We start from the raw sequence: 13,258 nt of genomic DNA on the forward strand, positions 1-13,258 counted from the left end.
ATGCTGGCAGACTTTTCACAGACCGTCATCCCATTGATGGCTGACGGCCTTCCCGACACCGGCTACGCGCCCTGCTTCTTCACCTCGGAAAAAGGCCTGAGCGTGGTCGATTCCGCCATGACCTTGCGCGCCGCGCCGTAAAGACGATCCAGCGCCCGGTCGACGATCATGCGTTCCTGCATGGCGGTGATGACACCCGTTTCCCATATCGTCTTGCGCAGATCCTCATAGTTCTGCCCCGTGCCCTTGGTCATGGAGCGCACGGCCTCCTCGGCTTCCCTGCCGCTCACGCTGATGCCCTCCCGCTGGGCCAGCGCCAGAAGGAAGGTATGGCCCTTGGCCTTCTTGCGCGCGAATTCCATGGCCTCGTCGTGCATGTGTTCCAGCGTTTCGCGGATGGTCTGTTCATCGGCATGCTGCTTTTTGAGGTAATGTTCCGCATCACGCAGGTGTTCGCGGTAAAAACGCTGTACCAGACTTTCCGGAAGGGGGAAATCCAGACGCGCAAGCTGCTCCTCCATGAGACGGTGCTTGCCTTCGCGCTGTATCTGGCGCATGTGTGCGGCAAAAGTCTGCTGCCACACTTCCTGCTTCAGATCGTCGAAGGTCTTGAAGCCCAGCTTCTGCGCCGTCTCATCGGTGAGCGGGGGCAGCACTTCGCGCTGTATGCGGCGAAGCACCACATCAAGCTGCACTTCACGGCCGCGAAGCGTGGGGTCGGGGTAATTGTCCGGGCAGATCATCACGCCCTGCCCTCTTTCGCCCACGTTCAGCGCACGGACGATGGGATCCATTTCCGGCACCTTCGCCCCCGGACGCACGGGCAGAAGCTGAAGACGGAAATTGTCCGCCGTCATGCCCGGCAGGGACCTGCCGTCCACGGTGCCGCGCACGTCCACGGTAAGAAGGTCATGATCCTGCGGCTTGCGGTCCGTCACATCCTCATACGCGGCCACGCGGCGCAGAGCCTGATCGAGCATGGCATTCAGCGCATCGTCGCCGGGCGCAGGATCGGGCACCACCACGGAAAGGGTTTCCAGATCGGGCAGGTCCACCTCGGGCAGCGTATCGAAGGTGGAGGAAAAGGCGAATTCCTTTCCTTCCTGCGCGGGCTCACCGTGATACTGCGAAGGACACAGAGGGCGGATTCCCTCCTTTTTGAGAATGTCCATCATGGTATCGTCGGCAAGAATTTCCGTGGCATCGGCGGCCACGCGGGAAGCGAAGCGGCTCTTTATGACATTGACGGGAATTTTGCCCACGCGAAAACCGGGGAGATTCATGCCCTTGCCTATGGCCTTCGCCGCACGGTCAAAGGCCTTCTTCACTTCGTCGGCAGAGCAGGTCACCGCCAGGGAAACGGAAGTGGGGGATGTTTTCTCTATGCTGTATTCCATGAAAAGCTCCTCAAAAGAGAACGTGTTACCTTCTTGTTCCGGGAAAGGCGCGAAGCTCCGTCCGGCGGAAGCGCCCCGCGCCTGTCTCTTCAGACAGATTTTCGTCCATGTCTCCCGGGCGGGACATCACGGCCTGCACACGCGCGAAAGAAGCGCCTCCAGCGCGCGTTCTTCCAGCATGGCCGCGCGCATCTCATACACCTCACCCGTGCGGGCAAGGCGGCGGGCAAAGGAGGCGGCATCCGTGTTCTGCGCGGCGGCACGGCCGGCAAGCACCTTCTGCAGTTCCGCCTCCGGCACGTCGATGCCTTCCCTGCGCGCCCAGCCGAGCAGAAGCGCACGTTTCACGGCCTTCTTCCGACCCGTCTCTTCCGCTTCCTGTTTCATGAGGGCAAGAATTTCCTTCAGCCTGTCCGGCGAATCATACCGACTCTGCAGATACTGGCGGGAACGGCGCAAGGCCTCGCGGCGGCAGTGCTCCACAAGGCAGGCGGGAGCCTCGAAGGCTTCCCACGCTTCCAGACGTGATGCAAGATCCCGCTTAGCCTCCATGTGAAGGCGTGCGCGGCTCCGTTCCAGAGCCAGTTCATGCGCCCCGGCCTTCAGCGCCTCCACACTGCGGAAACCGAGACGCCGTGCCGTTTCCTCCGTCAGCGGAGGAAGAACTTCCCTTTCCACGGCGCGGAGCGTCACGGTAAGTTCAATATCTCTGCCGCGCAGGGAAGGATCGGGATAATTGTCCGGGCAGACCGTGGTGCCGGTGCCGGTTTCCCCCACGTTCAGACTGCGGACCACGGGATCCAGATCCGGGGCCTTTTCGCCCGGGCGGAGGGGCATGAGACGCATGCGGCAGGGGCCGGTGTTCATGCCGGGCAGGATGCGGCCGTCGATGCGGCCCGTCACTTCCGCCTGCACGATGTCGCCATCCTGCGGGCGGCCCTCCTTCACCGGAACTTTTCCGGCAATGCGGCTCAGCATGTCATGCAGGGCCGCGGCGTCCTCATCGGCATCCGCCTCAGGCGTCTTTTCTTCCAGCGAAAGGGCCGAAAAATCCGGCACGTCGCCCTCGACAAGCACGCCGAAGCTCACGCTGAAACGAAAATCCTGCCCGCGCATGGCGCCTTCCCCTTCCCAGGTGAAAGCGGTGACGGGAAGAAGCCCTTCCCCCGACAAGGCCTTTCTCACACCGCGCTCGACAAGAGCATCGGTGCTTTCTTCGGAAATCTGCCGCCCGAACTGCCTCTCCAGCACTTCCAGCGGAGCCTTGCCGGGCCTGAATCCCGCCATACGGAAAGAAGATGCAAAAGGCGCGGCAACCTTTTTCCACTCGGCAGTCACCTCCGCCGCAGAAAAGAAGCAGGAAAGGCGGCACTCTCCGTCCGCCCCTTTCTCCACATGGTATTCCATATTAAAACCTGAACCATTCCTTTAAGGTTAATCAACCGTCCGCGCAGGCGTCTCTTCCCCGGCGGGGCCTTGCGCAAAACCCATGATCAGTTCCTCATGCCCCGTCTTTCTTTCCACTCTCCGCTCAAGCACGGAAAGGCCCTGTTTCCGGTAAAAGGCCACGGCCCGCTCGTTTTCCCTGTACACGCACAGGGAAAGATCGGGGTGCATGCGCCTTGCAATGCGGAACAGACGGCTGCCGAGACCCATGCCCTGGGCGCCGGGAGCCACGAAAAGCGCGGCGAGAAACGTATCCACAAAGGCGAAGAACGCATCCACCTCCCCCGTGGCGTCGTCGGCATGCACGACGATTTCATCGCTCACGGGAAGGTAAAGCTCGCGCATGTCCGCAGCCTCAGCCTCCCAGTATTCCGGGGCAATAAAGAAGTGTGCCTGAACAGATGCCTCCAGCCACAGCCGGATGACGGCATCCATGTCATCGTTGCAGAAAGGGCGTATCATACAGCCTCCCCGCGGATATTGTATCAGAACAGAGGGAATGGCAAGTTGCGGGGACGGGCCGCGAATCAGGCTTGCACTTGCCCCCGCCTCGTGTCATGCTGCGCTTTCAACCCTACAAGAGGTATATGCCATGAATATCGCTGTATTTCGGGCCGCGACCCTTGTCTTCGCGCTTTCCCTTCCCCTGCAGGCTCATGCCATGCCCGGCATGCAGGATGGCTCTTCCGCTCTCTCCGGCGACCCGGTGGAGCGCTTCCACGCCATGGATACCGACAAGGACGGCGCTCTGACCTGGGAGGAACTTTCCGCCGCAAGGCCCAACCTCAACCGCAACGCCTTCGACACCATAGACACCGGTCACGACGGCCGCATCAGCCTTGAGGAATGGAAGACCTTCTCCGCCGGGCACAGCGCTTCCGCAAAGATGCCCGATATGGAAGGCATGATGAAGGCCATGCGCGGCGCGGGCGACAAGGGTTCCGCCTCCGGCGGAGCCATGCCCCTCGTCATGCCCCCGGCGCAGAAAGACGCCCCCGCCGGCGGCATGCCGCTTCTCGTCACGCCCCCTGCGAAGGAAAACTGAACGCTCCGCTCTCCCGCCTGAAGCCATGCCCTTTTTCTGCGCAGGGCGCCGGATGCCGCTACTGCGCAACAAGGCATGGACATGAAAAAGCAACCTGGACTCTTTCGCGCAGATGCTCTGCCGGAAGGGATATTCTGAGGAATGCAGCATGAAGGATTCCACCATTCTCACACACGCCGGGCGCGCGCCGCTGCGCGTCGGCGGCCCCGTCAACATGCCGGTGCACCGCGCCTCCACCATCGTTTCCCCCACGCTTGAGGAATTCGACGCCAACGAGGAAGGCGACGCCAAGTTCCGCAACGTCTGCTACGGCGCTCTGGGCACGGAAAATTCCTTTGCCCTGTGCGATGCCGTGAACAGGCTGGAACAGGGCGCAGGATCCATGGTGACAAGCTCCGGCCTTGCCGCGTGCACGCAGTCGCTCCTTGCCTTTGTGGGCGCGGGCGACCATGTGCTCATGCCCGACAGCGTCTACGGCCCGCAGCGCATGTTCTGCGAAAGCATTCTGCGCCGCTTCGGGGTGGAGACCACCTATTACGATCCCGCCATAGGCGAAGGCATAGACGTGCTCATCAAGGCGAACACCCGCGTCGTGTACACGGAGGCGCCGGGTTCGCTCACCTTTGAAATGCAGGACATCCCGGCCATAGTGCGGGCCGCCCATGCCCACGGCGCCGTGGTCATCATGGACAATACCTGGGCCGGTCCCCTCTACTTCAAGCCCCTCCTTGCAGGGGTGGACATCTGCGTGGAGGCGGCCACAAAGTTCATTGCCGGGCACTCCGACCTCGTCATGGGCATCATCACGGCGCGGACCCGGGAACTGTACCTCCGCATGCGCGCCTTCTGCGTACAGATGGGGGAAATCGCCTCTCCCGACGACTGCTACCTTGCCCTGCGCGGCCTGCGCACCATGAAGGTGCGCATGGAAAAGCAGTTCTCCCAGGCTCTGGAACTGGCCCGCTGGCTGGAAACCCGGCCGGAAGTGCTGCAGGTGCTCTACCCTCCCCTTGAAAGTCACCCCGGGCACGCGCTCTGGGCGCGCGACTTCACAGGCGGCGGATCGCTCTTTTCCATCGTTCTGCCGAAGATGGAGAAAAAGGCCGTGGCCGCCATGCTCAACGGCTACAGGCTGTTCAGCATAGGCGCAAGCTGGGGCGGCTTCGACAGCCTTGTGGAACACTGTCATCCCGAACGCACGGCGCTGAACCGCAAGGCACCGGTGTGGAACGAAGACAACTGCACCCTCGTGCGCTACGCCATAGGGCTGGAAGACGTGGACGACCTCAAAGCCGACCTTGAGGAAGGATTCGCCCGCCTGCGCGCCGCCCTTTCCTGAGCCGGTATGCCGGTCAGGCTTTGTGCAAAGCGGAAGGCTCCGGCACAAAAAAGGAGAAATGCCCCTTCCGTCCATTGACAAAGTCAAGAACGGTTCCTATTTTTACCCAAAACAATTTCTTCTGGAGATACGCATGATTCATCTTTCCGATGCTGCCCGGCAGGAGCTGGAGGCTTTCTTCGCCGACAAGCCCAAGGCCGGCATCCGCGTCTACCTGGCCCCCGGCGGCTGAAGCGGCCCCCGTCTCGCACTGGCTCTGGATGAGCCTACCGACAACGACAAGGCCTTTGAAGTCAACGGTTTCACCTTCTGTCTGGAATCCTCGCTGCTGGAACGCATCGGCGGCGTAAGAATCGACGTGAGCTACATGGGCTTCATCGTCGATCCCGAAATCCCGCTTCAGGGCGGAAGCAGCTGCGGAACCTGCGGAAGCAGCTGCGGCAGCCACTGATACCGTAGTCTTCCAGGGTTTTCTGGGGAGACATCCCCACAGGACCTTCTTACTTAATGGAGCACACTGTGTTTACTCTCACCGAAAGCGCCCGCACTGAACTTGACGCCTTTTTCGCCGACAAGGAAAAATCCGCCATCCGTCTGTATCTCGCCCCCGGCGGGTGCAGCGGCCCCCGCATCGGTCTGGCTCTTGACGATCCCAACGAACGGGATTTCGTCACCGAACAGGATGGCTACACCTTCTGCGCGACCAAGGATCTGTGGGCTACCATAGGCGGAGCCACGGTCGATGCCAGCCCCATGGGCTTCCTCGTCACCCCTGAAATTCCCCTGCCCAGCATGGGCGGCTGCGGCTGCTCCAGCTGCGGCACCGGCACCTGTGGCGGCGGCTGCCACCACTGATGCCTTCCCCGGCGGAGCCGTTTTTCCAACGGTTCCGCAAGCGGCCATGCCGCACCTGCGGGGGAAGATTCCCGCATGACAGGCCGCCGTGCGCAAGCATGGCGGCCTTTTCATCTTCCGCCGGAGGCAGGGCATACTCCCCGCCATGCGGCGTTTCCCGGCCACACGCCGTGTCTTCCGGCATGTCTCCCTGCCCTGCTGAGGCCTCCGGCATATTCCGGCAGACATGCGCTTCAAGGAAAGCCTATGTACGAATTCTGGAAAATCACCCCCGGCGGAAATCCGACCATTCTTCTGAGAGCCGAGGATTTCCCGCGGAATATGCGCGCTCAGGCGGCGGGCGCGGTCATGAGCGACCAGCACATCGGTGCGGAACAGGTGGGCTATGTGCGCCTTTCGGGCAGGCCCCGGCTGGACATGATGGGCGGAGAATTCTGCCTCAACGCCACGCGCTCCTTTGCCGTGCTTCTTGCTCAGGAAGGGCTTCTTGCGGGAAACGGCCATGAATACTCAGGCAGCGTGGAAGTTTCCGGAGTGCCCGGCGACGTGGCCGTGCACGTGCGCCTTGAACCGGATCAGCTGCCCTTTGCCGAAGCCTGCCTGCACTTTGCCTCCCTGCCCGTGCCGGAAACGCTCCCGGAACAGGGCAGGCTCCTGCGCATTCCCGGCATCATTCACATTGTGCAGGAAGGTTCCGTCCCTTCTCAGGACAAACTGCCCCTGTTCTGCGAAAGACAGCGCAAAACATGCGGTGTCGCCGCAGAGGAAGCCGTGGGGCATCTGTGGCTCTCGGGCCTGAAAAAGGACGGTGACAACGCCGAGGCGGAGCTTTATCCCGTGGTATGGGTGCGCGACACCGCCACCCTCTGCCGCGAAAGCGCCTGCGGTTCGGGCACGCTGGCCTGTGCTCTGGCGCTGCACCACAGCCTTCACGTCACGCGCTGTGCCATACGCCAGCCCAGCGGGTTCCAGCTGAGCGTGCGCATGGAACACAGACCCGAAGGCTGGGATGTCTGGGTGGGCGGCCCCGTACGCATGACCGCGCACGGCCGCACCGACCTCACCGGCCTTCTGCCCTCCGGTCACACTTTGTAACAGAGAAGGACGCCCTTTTCCCTTGCCAAGCGGCACAGGATGATTAGAGTTAACCCATCCTGTTCACACATCCACTCTGTGAGGCTTTCCTCCATGCTCTGCCCCAACTGCCATGCCGACATTCCCGACAACAGCACCTCCTGCCCCCGCTGCGGCCAGCCCGTCATCCATGTCCGTGAAGTCGTGGATGCGGAACTGATGGACAGCCCCGGACGGGAACAGCACGGCACCTTCCACCAGCGCGTGGTCTTCATGCAGTCCCATTCCAACCAGATCCTGCCTTCCTGCCAGATGGGCATCATCACCCTTGCTCTGGCCTTTGCCATGGGGTTGAAATTCGGCCTGCTGGCCTGCATAGGCTTTCTGGTTTTCGCGGGCATAGCACGCGTCATCACCTTTGCCGTCAACATACAGCTCATGATGATGGGCCGTTCCATCAATCCGCTGATTCTGCAGATCGTTTCCTGGTTCTGCTGCTGGAGCCTCGTGGCCTGGCTCGCATCATGACGCGCCCGTGACCTTGTGCTCTCCTCTGCCGATGCAGGAGGGCTCTGCTGCGGCCTTTGCCGTTTTTCCGTTCCGCTCTTTTTCCGGCAGTCGCTTCTGCCGGTGGCACTTCTACGCGCAGCTGCTGCGTTTTTTCTGGTGATCCATGCCTTCTTCCACGCCCCTTTCCTCCCCTTCCCTGGCCGAATACCTTTTTCTCGACCTCGACGGCACCCTGACCGACCCTTCGGAAGGCATTACCCGGGGCGTGATGTACGCGCTGGAACGCTTCGGCATCCATGAAAAAGACCCGCGCAGGCTCTATCCCTTCATCGGACCGCCTCTCTACGATTCCTTCATGCGCCACTACGGCTTCGATCTTCCCTCGGCCTACAAGGCCATCGAATACTTTCAGGAATACTACGGACAGCAGGGCATGTATGAGAATGTGCCCTATCCCGGCATCAGGGAACTGCTCTACGCGTGGCAGGCGGAAGGCCGCAAGCTGGTGCTTGCCACCTCCAAGCCGGAAGTGTTCGCCGTGCGTATCCTGGAGCGCTTCGACATGGCCGGAGCCTTTCTCCTCATGGCCGGCGGCGACGTGGAGGAAAAACGGGTGGAGAAGCAGCTCGTCATAGGCTATGCCATGGAAAAACTCGGCCTTTCCCATGGCGAAGGTTGCGTCATGATCGGTGACCGCAAGTTCGACGTGCTCGGCGCGGGTGTACACGGCATCCCCGCCCTCGGCGTCCTCTACGGCTTCGGCAGCCGGGAGGAACTTTCCGAGGCCGGGGCATCGTGGCTCGCGCAGAGCGTGGAGGAGCTCGGCTCCCTCATGCGGCGCTGAGGCGCCTAGTCCATCCGCTCCATCCGGACGGAAGCGCCGTCTTCCAGCCCGGCAAAGTGCTCCATGCCGGATTCCACTCTCCCCAGGGGAACAAGCCCGCTGGAGGGACGGAAATCACGGTAGAACACGGCAAGATTGCCCCAGGGAGCATAATAGGTGAAGCTTCCTTCCGAAGGATCGCAGCCTGCGGGGGACTTTTCCGTATCCAGCTTTTCCGGCAGATAGGCGATCTTTTCCGTACCGTTGAAATCCTCAAAGGTCACGGTCAGAGGCAGCATGGCCGCAAAATCCCTGCATGCCGGATGATCCTCCAGGCGCACCACGGCTTCTCCGTCCGCAAACAGCACGCGCACTTTCTGCCCGGCATCCTCGGCGGCCGAAGCATGACCGCATAGTCCCATCACGGCCGCAAGGGCCAGCATACGCATCATTCCTTTCATCGCACACTCCTTGTTCACAAAAGTCCGTCCGTGCCTTTTTCCGTATGTTTCCCGCAGAGCTTCGCCGTTTGCGGCAGGCAGCGCCGCAGCGGCATGTCGCGCCCCTTCCCTGCCCGGCCGGGAGCACATCCATGCCGCCCAGGCGAAAAGAAAGAACATGGCCCCGTAATCCATGAGCAGAAGACAGGCGCCGTCCTCTCCTCCCCAGGCCATGAAGGCGCTCCGCATGGTAAGCACATATTCCATGTCCCGCTCCGGGAAGGCGTGCACGCCGTACAGGGCAAAGGCTGCGCAGACAAAGCCCGATCCTCTGCGTGCAAAGGGAGAAAAACTTACCTTTCCGGAAGGCATGACTCTCCGCACATACAGCCCCGCATGCAGCGCCGCGAGAAGAAAGGCCCAGTGCGCGGAAAAGACATGCAGCGTTCTTGAAAACATGCCGCCTTCCAGTCCCAGGAAGGAAAACACCGTGCGGGAAATGGGCAGAACGCTGAACAGCGCGCACAAGAATGCCGGAAAAAGAAGCCCGTTCACCACAAGCCGGAGCATGCGGGAAGCAGGGTATCCGCCCCGGAAAAGGGTGCTGAACCAGTGTCTGTTCAGCCATACATGCCACGCCACCAGGCACGCCAGGCCCACGCCCAGCCATTCATGAGCCGCATTGCCCGTATGGCGACCGGCCATGAGCAGAAGAAACAATGCCGCCATCACTCCGTCAAGCCGGAGTCTGCCCGCTTTTTTCATGGTGTTCTCCTCATGCCGGATACTTCCGCCGGATGCGCTTCCGGCAGGAACCCGGCATGAGAAAAAGATACGCGATTTCCCCCTGCCCGTTGAAGATACGCTTCTCGCAAATTCTTGCCCGATTCTTCCGGCGCATCCATGAAGCGGCAACAAGGAGGCGGGATATACCTTCGGCGCAGAACGGCGTATGCTTCCACCAGAAACACATCCTTCAGAACGCGCATCCCTGCCGGAACCTGCGGCCCGCCGTGTGGCCGTACCCCGTAAAACACGTTCCGACCTCTGCCGGAGCGCGCTGAACCGGCCCTGCCGGGGAGAAACCATGACACGCACGCACATTCCCGGCGCAGAAACGCCCCTCGTCATTTCCGCAAGCCGCGCCACGGATATTCCCGCCTTCCACGGCGCGTGGTTCATGGGCAGGCTGAAGGCCGGATTCTGCCGCCGGAAAAATCCGTTCAACGTAAGGCAGGAAAGCCTCATTTCCTTTGAAAAGACCCGCGTCATCGTTTTCTGGAGCAAGGATCCGGCCCCTTTTCTGAAACATCTCGCCGCCATAGGCGACGCAGGCTTTTCCTTTTACTTTCAGTTCACGCTGAACGACTACGAAAAAGAGAAGCTGGAGCCGCATCTTCCCTCCCTGCGGGCGAGAATCGACACCTTTCAGCGTCTGGCCGACCTCATCGGGCCGCAGCGCGTCATCTGGCGCTTCGATCCCGTCATTCTCGGCGGCGGCATGGAGGTGGACACGGTTCTGGAACGGCTGGAGCGCCTGGGGCGGGAACTTTCCCCCTTTACGGAAAAGCTGGTATTCAGCTTTGTGGACATGTACCGCAAAACGGCCCGGGCGCTGCACAAGGCAGATCCCTCTTTCCGCGCCCCCTCCGAAGGGGAAATGGCATACTTTGCCCGGAACCTTGCGGACATGAACCGCTCCTGGCCGCATCCCCTCGCCCTTGCCTCCTGTGCCGAAGCCATGGACCTCGGCACCTGGGGCATGGAAAAAAATGCCTGCATCGACAAAAAGCTCATCGCCCGCCTGTGCCCTGAGGATGAAGAACTGCGGCAGATTCTCTCCCCGGAAAAAGAACAGCTTTCCCTCCTGCCCCTGAAGAAGGCTTCCGACAAGGACTCAGGCCAGCGCAAGGCCTGCAACTGTTTCCCCAGCAGGGACATCGGGGCCTACAGCACCTGCCCCCACCTCTGCACCTACTGCTACGCCAACCTTTCGGAAGAACTGGTGAGAAAACATATGAAATACTGCCTCTCTCAGCCGGAAAAGCACGAAGCTATGCTCTGAAGAGCCTCATTTTTTAAAGAGGGTTCAGCGCTTTTTTCCGCCCCGGAAGAACACGGATCCTGCGGCAAGACAGAGGCATGCAGCAAGCACGATCAGCAAGGCGTCGGGAAGCCCCCTGTCACGGGCGACAAAGCCGAGAAACGGCGGGAAAAACAGCAGTCCGCTGTAGGAAAGCAGAGAAACCACGGCGCTTGCCCTGCCCGCGCTGATGCCGGGAACGCTCCCTGCACGGCTGAAAAACAGCGGCACCAGCGGGGAAAGCCCGGCCCCCATGAGGGCATAGCCCGCAAGGCAGAGCGCCGCCGAAGAGGACCGGAGCACCACGAACATGCCGCAAAACGCCAGAAGGGAACCGGAAAGCAGCAGCGGAAAATCCCCCATGCCGCTGCGGAGCCTGTCGCCGAAAAGGCGGCAGAACACGGTGGTGAGAGAAAAGGCCGCAAACACAAGGGCGGCGGTTTCCTCCCCCGCTCCCTTGACCGTGAACAGCAGCAGACTGCCCCATTCGGCCACCGAACCTTCCGCGGCGTAGGCGAGCATGGACAACACGCCGCACAGCACCACGAAAAGCGGCAGAGAGCCGGAAGCCTTTTCCCTGCCGGGGGAAGCCTCCGGCAGATCGTCCAGAAGGCGGCGGGAAGCCCACAGGCGGAAAAAGCTGTACACACCCAGCACGCACACGGCATTGACAAAAGGGCTCAGCCCCAGCGCCGCAGACAATGCCCCGGACAAAGAACCCGTCACGCCCCCGAAACTGTACGCGGCGTGCATGAACGACATGCAGCGCGAGCGGTAGCGCCTTTCTATCTGTATGCCCTGCGTATTGATGGAAACGTCCACAAGGCCCATGCTCATGCCCGTCAGCAGGCATCCTGCGCCAAGCTGCACCGGACTCTGCGAAAGACAACACAGCGCCACGGCAAGGGCCAGTGCCAGAGAGGCCGTTCTCAATACCCGCGCGCTACCCCACCTGGCAATGGCGCGGCTGCTGCAGAAGAGCGCAACAAGGCTGGAAAGGCCGAGACAGAGCAGCAGAAGGCCTATTTCGGCCTCATCGGCGCCGGTCTGCATTTTCAGCGCGGGCATTCGGGAGGTAAGGACACCGTAGGCCAATCCGGGACAGATGAAAAAACAGGCGCACGCCGCGCGGACAACGGAATATTCTGCCTGATGCATGCCATGCTTCTCCTTTGATCTGCGCCGGAGCTGTCCGGCGGCTTTTCCTGAGCATCCGTTCAGCGTAAACTACCGGGTAACACAAGGGTCAAGGAGAAAATCGTGGAACACGGAACTTTTCTGAATGTGGGTGAATTCGCCCGCATCTGCCACACTACCAGGGAAACGCTCCTGCACTATGACAGGAAGGGCCTTCTCAAGCCCGCCTATGTCGCGGAAAACGGGTACCGCCGCTACAGCATGAAGCAGTATTTCGACTTCGACCTCATCTGCCTGCTGAAGGAAGGAGGCAGTACGCTGGAAGAAATCAGAAACTGCCGCGCCTGCTGCGGAAAGGAGGGATTCCTGCCGCTGTTCCGGGAACGCATCGCCGCTCTCATGAAGGAACAGGAGCGCATCGAGCACCGGCTTTCCATGCTGAAAAAGCTCACGGCCATGAGCGAAGAGGCCCTTGCGGCGGATACGGACAAACTTTTCTTTGAAGAAAGGCCCGCGGAGGACATACTTATCTACCCCGTGGACTCCGACAAGATCACCGACAGGGAATCGAGCGTGGAATGCTATTCCGCCTGCCTGCTGAACAGCATGGCGGACGGCAACGCCATCGACCCGCCCCTCGGCGTCATCATTCCCGAAGAAGACGCCCGGCAGGGCCGCTTCCGCATCTGCCACATCTTCACGGCCGCCTGGAACAACACAAGCCTGAAGAACGCTCTGCGCGTGGAAGAAGGCCGCTATGCCTGCCTCTTCCACAAAGGCACCCTGGAAAGCCACGAAGAGGCCTTCCATGCGCTGCTCAGACAAACAGCGGCCATGGGGCTGCGTGTGTGCGGCCCCGTGTTCGCCTGTGATCAGATGAACTACGCCCTTGCCGAAACCGGCGAGGTCTATGTCGCAAAATACGCGGTGAGGGTGAAAAAGCAGCCCCAAGAGGAGCCTGCCCTGCAAAGCGGCCCCCGCATCCCCTGAACGCCCCCTGCCGGGCATGGCGGAAACGTTCCATCTCCCCTGCCGTGAGCCGGAAGGAAAACCATGCCTGCCGCCCGGAAGGATGCCTGAGTCTGCGGGCATGACCGCTCATCCCGAAG

At 61.3% G+C, this 13,258-nt stretch carries 14 protein-coding genes; 9 read left to right on the plus strand and 5 right to left on the minus strand.

Annotation, left to right across the window (positions count from 1 at the left end):
• Positions 1 to 62: 62 nt before the first annotated feature.
• The 3 genes from tig (Q0K07_RS02370) to Q0K07_RS02380 form a co-directional block, all read right to left on the minus strand.
• Positions 63 to 1,397, minus strand: a complete 1,335-nt coding sequence (tig, locus tag Q0K07_RS02370) for a trigger factor (RefSeq protein ID WP_294555881.1) — start codon at positions 1,395 to 1,397, stop codon at positions 63 to 65.
• A gap of 126 nt (positions 1,398 to 1,523) precedes the next feature.
• Positions 1,524 to 2,804: a trigger factor gene (gene tig / locus Q0K07_RS02375; protein ID WP_294555884.1), complete on the minus strand. Its 1,281-nt coding sequence runs from the start codon at positions 2,802 to 2,804 to the stop codon at positions 1,524 to 1,526.
• 27 nt (positions 2,805 to 2,831) lie between these two features.
• The gene (locus Q0K07_RS02380; RefSeq protein WP_294555887.1) at positions 2,832 to 3,305 is read right to left on the minus strand and encodes a GNAT family N-acetyltransferase; all 474 of its coding nucleotides are present in this window, start codon (positions 3,303 to 3,305) and stop codon (positions 2,832 to 2,834) included.
• 130 nt (positions 3,306 to 3,435) lie between these two features.
• Between Q0K07_RS02380 and Q0K07_RS02385 the strand changes: the two genes are divergently transcribed.
• The 7 genes from Q0K07_RS02385 (at position 3,436) to Q0K07_RS02415 (ending at position 8,510) form a co-directional block, all read left to right on the plus strand.
• Entirely contained in the window at positions 3,436 to 3,888 is a 453-nt protein-coding gene (locus Q0K07_RS02385) for an EF-hand domain-containing protein (RefSeq protein ID WP_294555890.1), read from the plus strand.
• A 148-nt stretch (positions 3,889 to 4,036) separates the two neighbouring features.
• The gene (metC, locus tag Q0K07_RS02390; protein ID WP_294555893.1) at positions 4,037 to 5,227 is read left to right on the plus strand and encodes a cystathionine beta-lyase; all 1,191 of its coding nucleotides are present in this window, start codon (positions 4,037 to 4,039) and stop codon (positions 5,225 to 5,227) included.
• A gap of 133 nt (positions 5,228 to 5,360) precedes the next feature.
• Positions 5,361 to 5,678 (plus strand): IscA/HesB family protein, encoded by a 318-nt coding sequence (locus tag Q0K07_RS02395; RefSeq protein ID WP_294555894.1) that lies wholly within the window; start codon positions 5,361 to 5,363, stop codon positions 5,676 to 5,678.
• Between the two features lie 68 nt (positions 5,679 to 5,746).
• Positions 5,747 to 6,082: an IscA/HesB family protein gene (locus tag Q0K07_RS02400; protein WP_294555897.1), complete on the plus strand. Its 336-nt coding sequence runs from the start codon at positions 5,747 to 5,749 to the stop codon at positions 6,080 to 6,082.
• A gap of 246 nt (positions 6,083 to 6,328) precedes the next feature.
• Positions 6,329 to 7,177, plus strand: coding sequence for a hypothetical protein (locus tag Q0K07_RS02405; RefSeq protein WP_294555900.1), 849 nt, complete (start codon positions 6,329 to 6,331; stop codon positions 7,175 to 7,177).
• A 93-nt stretch (positions 7,178 to 7,270) separates the two neighbouring features.
• Positions 7,271 to 7,684: a zinc ribbon domain-containing protein gene (locus Q0K07_RS02410; protein WP_294555903.1), complete on the plus strand. Its 414-nt coding sequence runs from the start codon at positions 7,271 to 7,273 to the stop codon at positions 7,682 to 7,684.
• A 145-nt stretch (positions 7,685 to 7,829) separates the two neighbouring features.
• The gene (locus tag Q0K07_RS02415) at positions 7,830 to 8,510 is read left to right on the plus strand and encodes an HAD hydrolase-like protein (protein WP_294555906.1); all 681 of its coding nucleotides are present in this window, start codon (positions 7,830 to 7,832) and stop codon (positions 8,508 to 8,510) included.
• Between the two features lie 5 nt (positions 8,511 to 8,515).
• On the opposite strand, the gene Q0K07_RS02420 is transcribed toward Q0K07_RS02415, so the two are convergent.
• Positions 8,516 to 9,694 (minus strand): cyclophilin-like fold protein, encoded by a 1,179-nt coding sequence (locus Q0K07_RS02420; RefSeq protein WP_294555909.1) that lies wholly within the window; start codon positions 9,692 to 9,694, stop codon positions 8,516 to 8,518.
• A gap of 322 nt (positions 9,695 to 10,016) precedes the next feature.
• On the opposite strand from Q0K07_RS02420, the gene Q0K07_RS02425 reads away from it, so the two are divergent.
• On the plus strand, positions 10,017 to 10,994 hold the full coding sequence (locus tag Q0K07_RS02425; RefSeq protein WP_294555912.1) for a DUF1848 domain-containing protein: 978 nt from the start codon (positions 10,017 to 10,019) through the stop codon (positions 10,992 to 10,994).
• A gap of 24 nt (positions 10,995 to 11,018) precedes the next feature.
• On the opposite strand, the gene Q0K07_RS02430 is transcribed toward Q0K07_RS02425, so the two are convergent.
• Positions 11,019 to 12,233, minus strand: a complete 1,215-nt coding sequence (locus Q0K07_RS02430; RefSeq protein WP_294555999.1) for an MFS transporter — start codon at positions 12,231 to 12,233, stop codon at positions 11,019 to 11,021.
• A gap of 39 nt (positions 12,234 to 12,272) precedes the next feature.
• On the opposite strand from Q0K07_RS02430, the gene Q0K07_RS02435 reads away from it, so the two are divergent.
• Complete coding sequence (locus Q0K07_RS02435) at positions 12,273 to 13,139, plus strand: MerR family transcriptional regulator (protein ID WP_294555915.1); 867 nt, start codon at positions 12,273 to 12,275, stop codon at positions 13,137 to 13,139.
• Positions 13,140 to 13,258: the final 119 nt, after the last annotated feature.

The sequence above is a fragment of the uncultured Mailhella sp. genome, assembly GCF_944324615.1.
Taxonomy (GTDB): Bacteria; Desulfobacterota; Desulfovibrionia; order Desulfovibrionales; family Desulfovibrionaceae; genus Mailhella.